Genomic DNA, 15273 nt, shown 5'->3' with positions numbered 1-15273 from the left:
TTGCATACGACCTGTTTACTTCGGCGAGCTGAGGTTCAGCGTCGGCGTTTCATCGAAGAAGTTCCACGGCTTGAGCAGCACATGCACCCACTCGGTCGGCATGATCGGCCACTCTTCGGCGCGGGCGATGTGGGTAGTGCCGGTGGTCAGCCAGACCACATCGTCGGTGTTCTCGATGGAGTGGTTGTCCTGGGTGAACTGCCCCAGGCCCGAGTCCTTGTCCGAGCGGTTCGGGTACTTGCCTTCCGGGTATTTTTCTTCCGGGTTGTATTGCGTCACCCACAGCTGCTTGTCCATGAAGCTGAGGCGGTGGTAGAGCCATTCGTCCTGGCCGAAGTTGGCACCCTTGGCCACCGGGTGGGTGCCGCCGGCATAGGGAATCAACTGATAGGAAACCGGGTTGCCGACCTTGTTCTCCTTGCTGAAGTTGGTCAGCAGGCGCACGGTCGACGGGTCGAATTTCTGCGCCGCCTGTTGCTCGGTTGTGACGACTTTGGTTTCGGTCTGCATGGTGCTGGTGCGCGGGCCGCCACGGTCGTTCGGCAACACGACCGGGTTCACTTCCACCAGTGAGTTCTGCTCGCCGTCCACGTCCATGTCGAGGCGGAAGTTGTAGATGTGCTGGTGCGTGGTGCCGACGATGTTGTGGTCCAGCAGGGTGCCGTAGCGCGTGTCTTCCACGGCGGTGTCTTCGTGCATGGTTTTGGACTTCACGCCCTTGACCGCTTCGATGCCGGTGGCGCCGGCGTCGATGCCGATAGTGCCGTTCTGCTGGAACACCCAGTCGAAGATGTAGTCGTAGTTGCCCACGGTGCTGATCCAGCGCACCACCAGTTCACGGCGCTCGGTGCTGAGGTTGGGCTGGCCCATTTCCTGGTGTTTGTATTCGGGGCCGGCGTAGCGCTCGAACACCGCCATGGCGCGCGGGATCGCGGTCGGTGCGCCGGTGTAGTCGGCGATGGTCGCGTCCAGCAGCACGGCGTTTTGCGGCGCGTCTTTGCCACGGGCAATCGGTGACGTCAGGGTGCCCATGCCGTAGTCGCCGGAGTCGAGGTAGGCCTTGAAGTACCAGCCGACGTCCGGGTCGCCGTAAGGCACGATCATGCCGCCCAGCGAACCTTCGTACATGATTTTGCGCTTCCTGCCCTTGTCGTCGTAGGTGACGGTGGACAGGATCGGGCCGACCCGCGAATCGAGGCGAACGTGGAAGTCCCAGTTCTGCCAGTGAATGCTGTTGCCGCTGATGGTGTAGTTCTTGCCCTCGGGCTCGATGATTTCCAGCGGTTTGACTGCCACGCCCTGGCGTCCGCGCCCGTCATAAGGCGTGGGTTTCATCGGCACCGGAATGAGCGCTTCGTCTTCGATCTTGATCAGCTTTTTCTGTTCCAGGTCGACAATCGCCACCAGGCCCTCGATCGGGTGCGCCCAGTAGTTGCCGTCACCGGTATTGAGGTAGCTGACGATTTTCAGCAGGCGCTTGTCCTGCGCCAGGCCGTCCTTGCCGTCGAAGTAGCCGACGGTCAACGGCGTGGCTACGACCTTCTTCACGTCGTCGATGCCGCGCTTGGCCAGGGCCTGTGCATATTCCGGGCTGGTCTCGACGGCGGTTTGCACCGTTGCGAAATCGTCCAGCAGTACCATGCCGTGGGCGCCCTCGATCGGTTTCCAGGATTTGAGTTCTTTCTTGTCGAGGTCGACCAGGGCTTCGATCACGTGCTTGCCGTCGAGCACCACGATTGAAGCCTCACGCGCCTGGGCGACGTTCTGCCCGGTGAAGACGAAGTTCCACACCTGATCCTTCGGCGGCTCCTTGACCGAGACTTCGGTGAAGCGGAAACCGGGCTTGTAGTTTTCCGATTTCCTGACGATGTCCACGGCCGTGTTGATTTCGGCTGCACTCAGGGGATTGAGCGGGTTGGGGCGGGTCTCGACGACGAAGGTCTTGTCCAGCCCGGACTGGAACACCTGGTTGATAAAGTCCTTGGACATGAACGCCGTATGGTCCTTGAACACCACCGGCACCGTCAGCTCGATACGCTTGCCGTTGAGCATCGCCACTTTGCTGTCGGGCTTGACCTTGAGGTAGACCCCGTCCTTGGCAATGGTGAACAGATTGGCGTAATCGTCCCATTTCACCGTGGCGCCAAACTCCTCAAGGCCCGCTTGCAGCGGCACCATTTCTGCTTGACCGCCGTGGGCCTGGGCAGTGTTCGCCCAGAAAGGCAGGCCGAGGGTGCTCAGGGTGATGGCCAGGGCCAGACGGGCAAGCGGTGTTCTTTTGGGCGACGCATTGGGGCTGAACATGGGTGAATTCCTGGGGAAAAGCCGGGTACGGGCATTCCTGCACTTTGTTACAACCCGTCAATGGCTGCATTTGAATGCCTGCCAGATTTCTTTGGTTGCGTGCCGCAATTGAGCATTCCTGACGGAAGGCAGATTGGCAAGCAGACAAAGTACCCGTCCACGGGGCCGCAAACCATTGCTTCAAGTTAATAGGAAGCATTACTATTCACGCCCCGTCTCCACAGCACGCCGCAATGACCCTCAAGCTGCCCCGCAGACACGGCTTTTTCGAGCATTACGAAGAGTTGGTTGGCACCTGGCCCCGTCGCCTGAGGAATCGTCAGCAGGCCGAGGACCTGGCCCACGACACCTTCGTGCGGGTGCTTGAGTCCGATTCGGCGGTGGTGCAACAGCCCCGGGCGTATTTGCACCAGACCGCGCGCAATATTGCCGTGGATGGTTATCGGCGTGAGGACCGGCGGGGCGCCATGGAGTCGGAGGCGATTGATCTCAGTGAGTCGCCGACCGGCGACCCGGAGCATTTCATGCATGCGATCCAGCTGGCTGATTCCATCGAGCAGGCGCTCACCGAGTTGCCGGTCAACTGCCGCAAGGTGTTTGTCTGGCAGAAAATCGAGGGCCTGACCCAGGCAGAAATCGCCGAACGCCTGGGACTGTCCAGGAACATGGTGGAAAAGTATATGATCCGCACGCTTCGGCACCTGCGTGATCGCCTTGAAGGACTGCAATCATGATGTGTGGTGGCTTGCGTAGGAGCTGCCGAAGGCTGCGATCTTTTGATCTTCAGCGGTCTCAAAGCAGCCAAAAGATCGCAGCCTGCGGCAGCTCCTACACCAGGATGCGGCGTGAATTCTCCTCCCCAGCCAAACAGGAACTTCCATGATGGATACTCGTGATTGTGCGTGCGGGCAGACAGCGGTTCGCGATGACGCGGCGCAGTGGTTTGTGCGTTTGCAGGAGCCTGTTGTGGATGTCGAAGTGCGGCACCGGTTTGAGCTCTGGCTGGACCAACACCCCCAGCACCGCAACGAATTCGAAGTGCTCCAGGGCTTGTGGAGTGCCGCCGACCTGGTGCCGGCCGCGCGTTTGCAGGCCCTGTGTGAATCTCCGCCGGTGCTGAAAAAACCTCGTCCGGTGCTGCGCTATGCGGTGGCCGCCAGCGTGCTGGCCGTGGCGCTCGGCCTGGGCTTGTTCAGCGGCCTGAATTATCCGGTGCCTTACACCGCCGAGTTTTCAACAGCCCTGAATGAGCGCCGCCATGTGGCGTTGCCGGACGGCTCGGTGGTCGACCTGGACAGCCGCAGCCGGATCCAGGTGCGCTTTGAAAAGGGGCAACGCCACGTTGAGCTGACCGAAGGCGAAGCGATGTTCAGCGTCGAGCATGACACCAGCCGACCCTTTGTTGTCGCGGCGGGCAGCGGCAAGGTCACGGTCACCGGCACCCGCTTCGACGTGCGCCATGGCGCCCGCGAAACCCAGGTGGTGGTGGAGCAGGGCACCGTCAAGGTTCAAGGGCGCGATGCCGGCGATAACGATTTCATCAATCTGACGGCGGGCCTCGGCACCCACGTCGATGCCCAGGGCAAAGTTGCCGCCGCCTATGCCGTCAACCCGGCGGAAATGACCGCGTGGCGCAGCGGCAAACTGGTGTTCAACAACGCCAGCCTGGCCGATGTCGCCGAGCAGGTCTCGCGCTATCGCGAGAAGCCGCTCAAGGTCGCCAGCGCAGCGGTGGGCGATCTGCGCCTGACCAGCGTGTTCAAATCCGACAACACCGATGCGCTGCTCAAGGCCTTGCCGAGCATCCTGCCGGTGGCCGTGCGCACCCTTGGCGATGGCAGCCAGGAAATAATTTCAAAATAAAATTCAGGTTTTTTTCGAGTTCATCGTCTTCCTGTTCAACTGCAACTGGTTTGCATTAACAAACGCACACTCTTGCGATCCACAGGATTACGTTCGACGTGAAAATCTCCACCGCTAAAAACAACAAACTCCCCTGGTTGCCGCTGGCCCTTGCGCTCGCGGTCAATATTGCGCTGCCCCAGGCCTTTGCCGCCGATGGCATCCGTATCCCGGCGCAACCTCTGGGACAAGCCCTGAGTCAGTTGGGCCAGCAAACCTCGCTTCAGGTGTTCTTCAGCCCTGAACTGGTTGCCGGCAAGCAGGCCCCGGCGGTGGATGGCAACCTTTCCCCGGAAGACGCGTTGCGCCAGTTGCTGCAAGGCAGCGGCCTGCAATACCAGATTGATGAAGGTTCGGTGACCTTGATGCCGGCGCCCGCTTCGGCGGCCAACGGCCCACTGGAACTGGGCGTGACTGACATCAAGGTGGTCGGCGACTGGCTCGGCGACGCCGATGCCGCCGTGGTGCAGAACCACCCCGGCGCACGCACCGTGGTGCGCCGCGAAGCCATGGTCGAGCAGGGCGCGATGAACGTCGGCGACGTACTCAAACGTGTCCCGGGCGTGCAAGTGCAGGACGCCAACGGTACCGGTGGCAGCGACATTTCCCTGAACGTCGGCGTGCGCGGCCTGACTTCGCGCCTGTCGCCACGCTCCACCGTGCTGATCGACGGCATCCCGGCGGCGTTCGCGCCTTACGGCCAGCCGCAACTGTCCATGGCGCCGATTTCCTCCGGCAACCTCGACAGCATCGACGTGGTGCGCGGTGCCGGTTCCGTACGCTACGGGCCGCAAAACGTCGGTGGCGTGATCAATTTCGTGACCCGCGCGATCCCGGAGCAAGCCTCGGCGGAAATCGGCACCACCCTGGAAACTTCCCGGCACGGTGGCTGGAAGCACATCGACACCGCGTTCATGGGTGGTACCGCCGACAACGGCATGGGCGTGGCGTTGTTGTACTCCGGGGTGAACGGCAACGGTTACCGTGAAAGCAACAACGGCAACGACATCGACGACGTGATCCTCAAGACCCATTGGGCGCCGACCGATGTCGACGATTTCAGCCTCAACTTCCACTACTACGATGCCAAGGCCGACATGCCCGGCGGCCTGAACCAGGCGCAGTACGACGCCGACCCGTTCCAGTCGGTACGCGACTACGACAGCTTCAGCGGCCGGCGCAAGGATGTGTCGTTCAAGTGGGCGCGGCAGATCGACGATCGCACCCAGGCCGAAGTGCTGACCTATTACACCGACAGCTTTCGTGGCAGCACCATTGCCTCGCGGGACCTGAACACACTCAACTCCTATCCGCGCAGCTACTACACCTACGGTATCGAACCACGGGTGTCCCATGTGTTTGATGTGGGCCCGACCACCCAGGAAGTCAGTGTCGGTTATCGCTACCTGAAAGAGGCCATGCACGAAGAGGCCAGCCGAGTGGCGCTGGTCGACAACCAGCCAGTGGTGCGTCCGGGGGCGGACGGCCATGTCTATCAGGACCGCACCGGTGGCACCGAGGCCAATTCGGTCTACGTCGACAACAAGATCGACGTTGGCAACTGGACCGTCACCCCGGGTATTCGCTTCGAGCACATCAGCACCGACTGGCACGACCGCCCGGTGCTGGATAACGCCGGTAAGCGGGTGCCGGAGAAAAAACGCAGCATCGAAAGCAACGAACCGCTGCCGGCCCTGAGCGTGATGTATCACATGTCCGATGCCTGGAAACTGTTCGCCAACTACGAAACCTCATTCGGCGCGCTGCAGTATTTCCAGCTGGGGCAGGGCGGTATCGGTGATGAGCCCGCCAACGGCCTGGAGCCGGAAAAGGCCAAGACCTACGAGATCGGTACGCGCTACAACGATGACGTGTGGGGCGGTGAGGTGACTCTGTTCTACATCGACTTCGACGACGAACTGCAATACATCAGCAATGACGTGGGCTGGACCAACCTCGGCGCGACCAAGCACCAGGGGATCGAAGCCTCGGTGCACTACGACATGGCCGCGCTGAACCCGATGCTGGACGGCTTGACCGCCAACGCCGGTTTCACCTACACCCGTGCCACCTACGAAGGTGAGATCCCGGGCTTCAAGGGCCGTGACCTGCCGTTCTACTCTCGCCAGGTGGCCACCGCCGGCCTGCGTTACGACGTCAACCGCTGGACTTACAACCTCGATGCGTTCGCCCAGTCCAAGCAGCGCTCGCCGGGCACCGGCGTGAACGCCGATGGCAGCTTCAACGGCAACTACATCACCGAAGGCACCGCTGACGGCCAGTTCGGTGATATCCCGGGTTACGTGCTCTGGAACGCACGTGCCGGCTATGACTTCGGTCCGCAGGTGTCGAACCTGAAACTGGGGGCGGGGGTGAAGAACATCTTCGACAAGCAGTATTTCACCCGTTCCAGCGACAACAACTCGGGCATGTACGTCGGTGCGCCGCGCACGTTCTTTGTGCAGGCCAGTGTCGGGTTCTGATAGACCGAGGTGTACCAAGAACCCTGTGGGATCGCCGCACCGCCGATCCCACATTGGGTACGGGGCTTACCGGTGGAAGCTTTTCAGACCTTCAACACTTTCCCGCCAACGGCCACCGCCACCAGCAACAGCGCCATCAAGGCAAAGGCAAAGCTCAAGCTGCTGCCATGGGCGACGAAGCCGATGACGGCGGGGCCTGCCAGGATGCCCGCATAACCCAGGGTGGTAATGGCCGGCACGGCGATGCTTTCGGGCATGACCGTCTGTTTGCCGACCGCGGTGTACAGCACCGGCACAATGTTCGAGCAACCGGCACCCAGCAGCGCATAACCCGCCAGCGCCGCCTCCCAGCTCGGTGCGAATGTCGCCAGAAACAAGCCTGCAGCAGCTGTCAGCCCGCCGAACACAATCACCTGCGTCGCGCCCAGGCGCCGCACGATTTTGTCACCGGTCAAGCGCCCGGCCGTCATGGTCAGGGCAAACGCGGCATAACCGAGCCCCGCATACGCCGTGTCGATGCCACGCTCCTGCGTCAGGAACACCGCACTCCAGTCCAGCGCCGCGCCTTCGGCGAGGAACACGATGAAGCACATGCCGCCGATGAACAGAACGATGCCATGGGGCACCGCAAACGCCGGCCCCGAACTCTCGCTGCCGTAGGGCAGCAGATGCGGCACGGCCCTGGCCAGTGCGATCAGCAGCAACGCGATCACCACCAGCGTCGCCCCCAGGGGTGAAATTCCCAGGCCAAGCAACCCGCTGACACCCGCCGCACCGACAATCCCGCCCAGGCTGAACAAGCCATGGAACCCCGACATCATGTTCTTGCCGCTGGCGCGCTCGACGATCACCGCTTGCAGGTTGACCGTCGAATCCACGGTGCCGAGCCCCGCGCCGAACATGAACAACGCGGCGATCAGCGCCGGAATCGACGACACCGTCGCCAGCAGCGGCAGGGCGGCACAGATCAGCAGGGTCCCGCCGGCCGTCACCCGCCGGCAGCCGAAACGTGTGGCCAGGATCCCGGCCAACGGCATCGCCAGTATCGAACCCACCCCCAGGCACAGCAGCAACAATCCCAAAGTGCCTTCATCCAGTCCGGCCCGTGCCTTGGCATAGGGCACCAGCGGCGCCCACGCGGCGATGCCGACCCCGGCGATGAAAAATCCGATGCGCGTGGACATCTGTTCCAGGCGGCCGGGAACGAAGGTGGTCTGGCTGTTGAGGCTGGTCATAACAATCCTTGGCAAAAAGCGTCGCGTCCTCAACGGACAGTGATCGACCTGGGAGGGTTCGATCATTGCCCGGAAAGTTTTACGGTCAAACAGGGCGACATGGTTGCACAGCGCCGTTGTTTTTCGCGATATGTTGAGCCATTCCAATGACTCGCGGAGGGCGCCATGGCGCAGCGGTACGATGCACGGGGCAACATTTACATCGTGGTAGCGCCCGAAGAACTGCGCCGCCAGGGTATCGACCTGCCCGATCAGGCCAGCCAGGCAGCGCAAACCCTCGAAGCCTGGGCGCTAGCCGCGATCGAGGCTTGTTGCAGCTGGGCTCCAGGCACTCAACCGCCCGGCAGCAAGGATCATCGCAGCGACGGTTTGCTGGTCGGACCATTTCAGGCGTCGCCACCCTTTGATCTGTTGATCGTCAACACCGACGGTACCCTGGCCGAGCGCAGCGGCAACGGGCTGACGATTTTTTCCCAGGCCCTCAGCGATCAAGGGCTATTGCCGCAGAGCGAAGCCTGTCTGCTCAGGGTTCACCACGACAAGGCTGATACGCCTTCGCCGGGGCAGACTTCAGTGAAAGTCGCAGAGGTCGAGGGCGTGAAGGGTTTCTGGCTCGATCTGGGCCAGCCGCGGTTCGGGCCGTCGGCGGTCAGTGCTCACGGGGTTGCAACGGCGATGTTCAACGGTCGCGAACTCAGCCACGTTGAACCATTGTCGGCACTCAACAGCGCATGGTCGCGCAGCCAGTTCGCGCGGGTCGGCAATCCCCATTGCGTGACGCTGGTGGAAAGTGCCGGGGACCTGCCGAGCAACGAGCAGATGCGCGAGCCGGCGCTGGGGGAGGGGCTGACGCGGATTGCCTACGCCATGCCGGTCGGTGCAGGCAAACCTTGTCCGGCGGGAATCAACCTGCAATGGGCCATGCGTTTGTCCGAAGGGCACATCGCCGCGCGGGTATTCGAGCGGGGCGAGGGGCCGACGGCGTCGTCGGGGACCAGTGCCAGCGCGGTGGCCTGTGCGGCTTGGCGGGTAGGTTGGGTGACTGCTGGTGAAGTGAAGGTGACGATGCCGGGCGGCACGGCGCCGATCTTGCTGGAAGAGGAGCAGGGGGAATTGAGTCGGGTCAGTCTGTTTGGTACGGCTCGAATGATCGATTGATTTTTAGATTGCCATCGCGAGCAAGCTCGCTCCCACACTGGATCTTTGTCGTACACAGACTCTGTATTCACTGAAGATCAACTGTGGGAGCGAGCTTGCTCGCGAAGAGGCCAGCTCGGTCAACACCAGACTCAGCTCAGCCCACTGAACTCCACCACCGGCATCGTCCGCTTCATCAGCACCTTGCCATCGCGCACCGAGTACAGCGGCAACCCCTGGCTGCGGATCACCTCGTAATCGCTCTCCGCCGACAGAATCAGCAGGTTCGCCGGCCGCCCGCGCTCCAGGCCATAACGATCGCCGAGGTTCATGGCTTTGGCGCTATTGTCCGTCACTAGGTCCAGCGCACTTTGCAGGTTGCGATAACCGAGCATGTGGCAGATGTGCAGGCCGGCTTCGAGCACCCGCAGAATGTTGCCGTTGCCCAGCGGATACCACGGATCGACGATCGAGTCCTGGCCGAAGCACACGTTCATGCCCGCTTCCAGCAACTCGTTGACCCGGGTCACACCCCGGCGTTTCGGGAAACTGTCGAAGCGACCTTGCAGGTGGATGCTTTCGGTGGGGCAGGAGACAAAGCTGATCCCCGAATGCCCGAGCAAGCGAAACAGTTTGGCGCAGTAGGCGTTGTCGTAAGAGCCCATGGCCGTGGTGTGGCTGGCCGTGACCCGCGAACCCATGTCGCGGCTGCGGGCCTCTTCGGCGAGCACCTCGAGAAAACGTGAGTGCGGGTCGTCGGTTTCGTCGCAATGCACGTCCACCAGGCAACCGCTGCGTTCGGCCAGGTCCATGAGGAACTTCACCGAGCTGACGCCCTGATCGCGGGTGTATTCAAAATGCGGAATGCCGCCCACCACGTCCGCGCCCATGCGGATGGCTTCTTCCATCAGTTCGCGACCATTGCGGTAGGACTCGATGCCTTCCTGGGGAAAGGCGACGATTTGCAGGTCGACCAGGTGCCGGCTTTCCTCGCGCACTTCGAGCATGGCCTTGAGCGCGGTCAGTTGCGGGTCGGTGACGTCGACGTGGGTGCGCACATGCTGGATGCCGTGGGCGGCGAGGGCCTGGATGGTTTTCTTGGCCCGGGCCTTGGTGTCTTCCTCGGTGATGGTGGCCTTGCGTTCGCCCCAGCATTCGATGCCTTCGAACAGCGTGCCGCTCATGTTCCAGCGCGGTTCGCCGGCGGTCAGGGTGGCGTCGAGGTGGATGTGCGGCTCGACAAAGGGGGGCACCACCAGATTGCCACCGGCGTCCAGATCGTCAGGGCCCAGGGTCGGGGCTTCGATCTGGCGGCCGATGCTGCTGATCAGGCCGTTTTCCAGGTTCAACTCATGCAGGCCTTCCTGGTTGCGCAGACGGGCGTTGATGATGTGCATCGGGCAGATCCTTTTGGCGAATCGTTCAGGCGATACCCTTACGTTAGCTCGCCAGCGGCGAATCCCGCCAGTTCAAAATGTGGGAGCGGGTTTGTTCAGGAGGATTGTTGCAGGGGTAAAAATCCCATAAGAGCGGCGACGACCGCCTCGGGCGCATCTTCCTGAACCAGATGACCGGCGTTGGGTATCGGATAAAACAGCGATCCGGGAATCATCCGATGCAGCGCCTGCCCGCGTTCAATGGGAATCCATTGGTCGTCTTCACCCCAGAGAATCTGCACCGGGCAGCGAATCCGGTGAGTCGTCGTGAAATACGGCGCGATCCGGTGCCACACGAAAGAAGAAAACGGCGTGCCATGCACGAACACCAGCGGCGGGCCGTCGCCGCGCACGGCATGGCGCACCTGATGTCCGTTGAACTCGAAGACCTGATCCAGTGGCCAGTCAGTCATGGGCTTGTCCTCTTGGCGGGGGAAGAGGCAAAAAGCATAGGCATAAAAAAACCACCTATGAAGGTGGCTTGCTTGATCGACTGACGAAACGCATTCCCTTGTGGGAGCGAGCTTGCTCGCGATAGCGGTGGGTCAGGCACATCGATGTTGGATGTGCCGCCGTCATCGCGAGCAAGCTCGCTCCCACAGGTTACTTGTAATGTCTGGCTTACTCGCCGCGATAGATGCAACCGCTGGTGCAGGTCTCGTGGATCCGAATCGCGCTCAGTTCCGGCAGCAGAGGCTTCATTTCCTGCCAGATAAACTTGGCCAACACTTCGCTGGTCGGGTTTTCCAGGCCGGGAATGTCGTTCAGGTAGTTGTGGTCCAGGCGCTCGTACAGCGGCTTGAAGATCGCCTTGATTTCCGAGAAGTCACGGATCCAGCCGGTGTGCGGGTCGAGGTCGCCGCTCAGGTGGATGGCCACTTTGAACGAGTGACCGTGCAGGCGCCCGCACTTGTGGCCGTCCGGGACGTGGGGCAGGCGATGGGCGGATTCGAAAGTAAATTCCTTGAAGATTTCCACAGTGTTTTCAGCTCTGTTCAGGTGGCGTTCGCCGCAGCGATTCGGGCAGGCGGCGAGTTTAGCAGTTTGTCCTGACTAAAGGGTCAGCAAGCGCTCGCCGAGGCGACCGTTGGCGGCCAGTTCGAGGAACTCGTCCCCCAGGCGGCGACTTTCGTCCATGGTCGTGCGCCAATATTTCTGCCGGCTCGGGGCATCGCCTATGAAGCGCTTGAAGTCGTTTCGGTCCGGCAGTTTGCCGTAGGGCAGGCGCGCCAGGTATTCCTTCGATGGTGCCAGCAACAGCACGTTCTGCAAGCGAGCCGGGCAGGCGCGGCGCCACGGCAGGGTCTTGTCGAACCAGCCCGGGATCACCCGGTCGGTGAAGTGCGGGTACAGCACGATGTCGTTGCCGCTGTAGGGCAGGTCCAGGTGGTAATCCAGCAGACCACCGTCGCGGAAGGTCCCGGCGCCGGCGCCCGGCAGGTCGCGCACGCCTTGCATCACCATCGGGATCGAGCCCGAGGCCAGCAGGGCCTGGCGCAAATTACCGGCATTGAGGGCGACGAAGCGCGACGGGAAGTCATTCAAGGCATCGACCGGCGGCGCCAGGCGCGGGTCGTGGATGATCAGGCGTTCGAAGTGTCGTGCCAGCCGCGCCCGGCCACGCAGGTTGTCGGCGATGACCGATGACAGGCCCAGTCCCAGGCGGCCGCGATGATCGTCGGCCAGCAAACCGTGGCTTTTGACCACCATGATGTTCAGGCGGTAATGGCTGTTACTGAGGATCGAGGCATCGCGACCGTCGAGCAGGTCATTGAGCATGCGCTGTGAGCTCTGGCTGATCTGCGCCATGGTCACGCCCTTGGCAAAGTGTTGCTCGGTGTACAGCTGCCCGAGACGCCGGATGCCTTCGGCGGCGTCCGGCAGGCAGGCGCTGGCGAAGCGCCAGGAACCCACCGATGCGCCAATCAGCGAGCGTTCCCGCAGTGCCGCCGGCAGCCACTCGCCGAACAGCGCCAGGTCCAGACCCTGAATCCCCAGCGCCTTCGGCCCGCCAGCCGCGCCCGGCAAGGTGCCGACGTCGGCGGCGTTCAAGCCGTTGTCCCGGATGCGCGCAAAGGCTTGTGGGCCGGCTTTGAGGGTCAGGGACGGGAACTTGATGTGGATGGCGGTCATTGCGCTCTCGAAGTGTGTAGGAGCTGCCGAAGGCTGCGATCTTTAGGTCTTTTGCCTGGCGACTCAAGTGAAAGTGAGAAAGGATCGCAGCCTTCGGCAGCTCCTGCGGGGTTGTGGTGTCAGCAATGATGGCAATTCAGTTTCAATTAAGTTCAGCGGGTTAAGGTGGCTCGCCTGGACCCGACGCAACGCTGGGATAGCGCATCGCTGGTACCATTGTGGCTTTCGAGACGCTCACACCACTCGCACCGGGCATGGAATTAGACCCGGTCAGCGGGCAGTGACTCAAGGATCATCAGGATTGGTAATGAAGGTGTTTCTACTCAATCGATGTGTCGCACGCAGAATGGCGCTGCTGCTTCTGGCATTTTGCTCGGCAGTGATGGCCCGCGACCTGGATCAGGATGAAGCCCTGCGCCTGCGTCAACAGGGCGTGATCCTGCCGCTGGAGCAACTGCTGCAGCAAGCGATGGATCGCTACCCCGGCGCAAAACTGCTGGAAGCCGAACTCGAAGAGAAGCACAACATCTACCTTTATGATGTCGAATTGCTGACCCCCGAAGGCGTGGTCCGTGAGCTGCACATCGATGCGACTGACGGCCGATTATTGAAAGACGAGGAAGACTGATCCATGCGTTTGCTCCTGGTGGAAGACCATGTGCCCCTGGCCGACGAACTGCTGGCCGGCCTCAACCGCCAGGGCTATGCGGTGGACTGGCTGGCCGATGGTCGCGATGCTGTGCATCAGGGCAGCACCGAGCCTTATGACCTGATCATCCTCGACCTCGGTCTGCCGGGCGTGCCGGGGCTTGAAGTGCTGGCGCAATGGCGGGCGGCGGGGCTGGCCACGCCGGTGCTGATCCTGACGGCCCGGGACTCCTGGGCCGAACGCATCGAAGGCCTCAAGGCCGGCGCCGACGATTACCTGACCAAGCCATTTCATCCCGAAGAGCTGTTTTTGCGCATCCAGGCGTTGCTGCGCCGCTCCCATGGCCAGGTCAACCAGCCAACGCTCAAGGCTGCCGGGCTGCATCTGGACGAAGGTCGCCAGTGCGTTGTGCGCGACGGTGCGGACATTCAGCTGACCGCCGCGGAGTTTCGCCTGTTGCGTTATTTCATGCTGCACCCCGAGCAGATCCTCTCCAAAGGCCACCTTGCCGAACACCTCTACGACGGTGAAACCGAGCGCGATTCCAATGTGCTGGAAGTCCACGTCAACCACTTGCGCCGCAAACTCGGCAAAAGTGTGATTGAAACCCGTCGCGGCCAGGGTTACCTGTTCGGCGGGCAAGCCCGGTGAGATCGATCCAGCGCCGCTTGAGCCTGGGCCTGATCAGCGTGATGGTGGTCGTTGGCCTGGTGCTGGCGCAAACCAGCCTGTGGTTGTTCGAAATGGGGTTGCAGCGTTACCTCGAAGCCGGGTTGCGCAATGACAGCGAGAACCTGCTGGCGGCGCTGGTGCGCGGGCCGCAAGGTTTGCAGCTGGATGAGCGGCGCCTGTCACCGGCCTATCAGCGGCCATTCTCCGGGCATTATTTCCGCATCGATTTCACCGATGGCCATTGGCGTTCCCGTTCCCTTTGGGATCAGGAACTGCCGGTGCTCGATCAACCCGGTCTGCATGGCAACCTGCAACTGGGGCCGGAAGGGCAACAGTTACTGGTGCTGCGCACGGACTATCGACGTTCGGGGGTGCCGATCTCCATCAGTGTCGCCGAGGATTACACGCCGATACGCGAAAGCTTCCGGCGCATGCAACAGCTCGGGTTTGGCCTCGGTTTGACAGCGCTGTTGCTGATTCTGCTGCTGCAACGGATTACCGTGCGCCGGGCCTTGCGTCCGCTGGAGCAGGCCCGTGAGCAGATTGCGCAGCTGCAACAGGGCCAGCGCTCGCAACTCGACGATCGGGTGCCGGTGGAACTGGAGCCACTGGTGGCGCAGATCAACCATTTGCTGGCCCACACCGAGGACAGCCTCAAGCGCTCACGCAATGCCCTGGGCAACCTCGGCCACGCCTTGAAAACCCCGCTGGCGGTGCTGTTGAGCCTGGCTTCAAGCGAGCAACTCGACGCGCACCCACAATTGCGCAAGACCCTCAAGGAACAACTGGAACAAGTCCAGCAGCGACTCAATCGGGAACTCAATCGTGCGCGGTTGTCCGGCGATGCGTTGCCGGGCGCCCTGTTTGATTGCGATGCCGAGCTCCCCGGCTTGCTGGCCACGCTGAACATGATCCATGGCGACCACCTGGCACTGAGCTACCGCGCACCCGCCGGCCTGCAATTGCCCTGGGATCGCGAGGACCTGCTGGAACTGTTGGGCAACCTGCTGGATAACGCCTGCAAGTGGGCCGATGCCGAGGTTCGCCTGAGTGTGGCCGAGACTGCAGAGGGCTTTGAACTCGGCGTGGAAGATGACGGCCCGGGGATTCCCGAAGAGCGTCGCGATCAGGTGTTCGGCCGAGGCACGCGCCTGGACGAGCAAACCCATGGGCATGGTTTGGGGCTGGGTATCGTGCGCGACATCGTCGATAGCTGGGGCGGCAGACTGTCGTTGCTGGAAAGCGAGTGGTGCGGGCTGAAGGTCGTCATCGAATTGCCCAGACACTGAGGTCCATTGTGGGAGCGGGCAAGCCCGCTCCCA

The 15273-nt window shown here is 62.1% G+C and carries 13 protein-coding genes; 7 read left to right on the top strand and 6 right to left on the bottom strand.

All coding sequences use genetic code 11. From position 1 onward, the window contains the following. Window positions 1-15: 15 nt before the first annotated feature. A complete protein-coding gene (gene tynA / locus AB4O40_RS08265) occupies window positions 16-2304 on the bottom strand; it encodes a primary-amine oxidase (RefSeq protein WP_460160142.1) in 2289 nt (762 codons plus the stop codon). A 233-nt stretch (window positions 2305-2537) separates the two neighbouring features. On the opposite strand from tynA, the gene AB4O40_RS08260 reads away from it, so the two are divergent. The 3 genes from AB4O40_RS08260 to AB4O40_RS08250 all read left to right on the top strand — a co-directional run bounded on the left by AB4O40_RS08260 (window position 2538) and on the right by AB4O40_RS08250 (window position 6689). Then, a complete protein-coding gene (locus AB4O40_RS08260; protein WP_460055061.1) occupies window positions 2538-3038 on the top strand; it encodes a sigma-70 family RNA polymerase sigma factor in 501 nt (166 codons plus the stop codon). A 145-nt stretch (window positions 3039-3183) separates the two neighbouring features. Next, window positions 3184-4167 carry a FecR family protein gene (locus tag AB4O40_RS08255; RefSeq protein ID WP_460055064.1) on the top strand — a complete coding sequence of 328 codons (984 nt, stop codon included), beginning with the start codon at window positions 3184-3186 and terminating at the stop codon, window positions 4165-4167. A 98-nt stretch (window positions 4168-4265) separates the two neighbouring features. Next, window positions 4266-6689: a TonB-dependent siderophore receptor gene (locus tag AB4O40_RS08250; protein ID WP_056722525.1), complete on the top strand. Its 2424-nt coding sequence runs from the start codon at window positions 4266-4268 to the stop codon at window positions 6687-6689. An 83-nt stretch (window positions 6690-6772) separates the two neighbouring features. Here the strand turns inward: AB4O40_RS08250 and AB4O40_RS08245 are convergent, their stop codons facing one another. Continuing rightward, window positions 6773-7924 carry an MFS transporter gene (locus AB4O40_RS08245; protein WP_460055067.1) on the bottom strand — a complete coding sequence of 384 codons (1152 nt, stop codon included), beginning with the start codon at window positions 7922-7924 and terminating at the stop codon, window positions 6773-6775. A 165-nt stretch (window positions 7925-8089) separates the two neighbouring features. Here AB4O40_RS08245 and AB4O40_RS08240 point away from each other — a divergent pair, with 165 nt between their 5' ends. Continuing rightward, complete coding sequence (locus tag AB4O40_RS08240; protein ID WP_460055070.1) at window positions 8090-9082, top strand: diaminopimelate epimerase; 993 nt, start codon at window positions 8090-8092, stop codon at window positions 9080-9082. 131 nt (window positions 9083-9213) lie between these two features. Here AB4O40_RS08240 and codA read toward each other — a convergent pair whose 3' ends face one another. The 4 genes from codA to AB4O40_RS08220 all read right to left on the bottom strand — a co-directional run bounded on the left by codA (window position 9214) and on the right by AB4O40_RS08220 (window position 12630). Beyond that, complete coding sequence (gene codA / locus AB4O40_RS08235; RefSeq protein ID WP_056722519.1) at window positions 9214-10458, bottom strand: cytosine deaminase; 1245 nt, start codon at window positions 10456-10458, stop codon at window positions 9214-9216. Window positions 10459-10553: 95 nt separating this feature from the next. Beyond that, window positions 10554-10910, bottom strand: a complete 357-nt coding sequence (locus AB4O40_RS08230; protein WP_056722517.1) for an alpha/beta fold hydrolase — start codon at window positions 10908-10910, stop codon at window positions 10554-10556. 208 nt (window positions 10911-11118) lie between these two features. Next, window positions 11119-11475: a 6-carboxytetrahydropterin synthase QueD gene (gene queD, locus AB4O40_RS08225; protein WP_008049817.1), complete on the bottom strand. Its 357-nt coding sequence runs from the start codon at window positions 11473-11475 to the stop codon at window positions 11119-11121. A gap of 75 nt (window positions 11476-11550) precedes the next feature. Continuing rightward, window positions 11551-12630, bottom strand: a complete 1080-nt coding sequence (locus tag AB4O40_RS08220) for a patatin-like phospholipase family protein (RefSeq protein ID WP_409078886.1) — start codon at window positions 12628-12630, stop codon at window positions 11551-11553. Window positions 12631-12937: 307 nt separating this feature from the next. On the opposite strand from AB4O40_RS08220, the gene AB4O40_RS08215 reads away from it, so the two are divergent. The 3 genes from AB4O40_RS08215 to AB4O40_RS08205 are packed head-to-tail and all read left to right on the top strand — an operon-like array spanning window position 12938 to window position 15240. Further along, a complete protein-coding gene (locus AB4O40_RS08215) occupies window positions 12938-13258 on the top strand; it encodes a PepSY domain-containing protein (RefSeq protein WP_056722513.1) in 321 nt (106 codons plus the stop codon). 3 nt (window positions 13259-13261) lie between these two features. Beyond that, window positions 13262-13930, top strand: a complete 669-nt coding sequence (locus AB4O40_RS08210; protein ID WP_056722511.1) for a response regulator transcription factor — start codon at window positions 13262-13264, stop codon at window positions 13928-13930. Next, window positions 13927-15240, top strand: coding sequence for a sensor histidine kinase (locus tag AB4O40_RS08205; RefSeq protein WP_056722509.1), 1314 nt, complete (start codon window positions 13927-13929; stop codon window positions 15238-15240). Before AB4O40_RS08210 ends, AB4O40_RS08205 begins: the two co-directional genes overlap by 4 nt. Window positions 15241-15273 lie beyond the last annotated feature (33 nt).

It is taken from the genome of Pseudomonas sp. S2_F07 (assembly GCF_054668325.1).
This window is presented reverse-complemented; position numbering and strand designations above follow the sequence as displayed.

Excerpts from the sequence above, each read along its gene's own strand:
- codA (WP_056722519.1), bottom strand. The coding sequence starts at position 10,458 with ATGCACATCATCAACGCCCGTCTGCGCAACCAGGAAGGCCTGCATGAG.
- AB4O40_RS08260 (WP_460055061.1), top strand. The coding sequence starts at position 2,538 with ATGACCCTCAAGCTGCCCCGCAGACACGGCTTTTTCGAGCATTACGAA.
- AB4O40_RS08220 (WP_409078886.1), bottom strand. The coding sequence starts at position 12,630 with ATGACCGCCATCCACATCAAGTTCCCGTCCCTGACCCTCAAAGCCGGC.
- AB4O40_RS08215 (WP_056722513.1), top strand. The coding sequence starts at position 12,938 with ATGAAGGTGTTTCTACTCAATCGATGTGTCGCACGCAGAATGGCGCTG.
- AB4O40_RS08210 (WP_056722511.1), top strand. The coding sequence starts at position 13,262 with ATGCGTTTGCTCCTGGTGGAAGACCATGTGCCCCTGGCCGACGAACTG.
- AB4O40_RS08245 (WP_460055067.1), bottom strand. The coding sequence starts at position 7,924 with ATGACCAGCCTCAACAGCCAGACCACCTTCGTTCCCGGCCGCCTGGAA.
- AB4O40_RS08255 (WP_460055064.1), top strand. The coding sequence starts at position 3,184 with ATGATGGATACTCGTGATTGTGCGTGCGGGCAGACAGCGGTTCGCGAT.
- AB4O40_RS08230 (WP_056722517.1), bottom strand. The coding sequence starts at position 10,910 with ATGACTGACTGGCCACTGGATCAGGTCTTCGAGTTCAACGGACATCAG.
- tynA (WP_460160142.1), bottom strand. The coding sequence starts at position 2,304 with ATGTTCAGCCCCAATGCGTCGCCCAAAAGAACACCGCTTGCCCGTCTG.
- AB4O40_RS08240 (WP_460055070.1), top strand. The coding sequence starts at position 8,090 with ATGGCGCAGCGGTACGATGCACGGGGCAACATTTACATCGTGGTAGCG.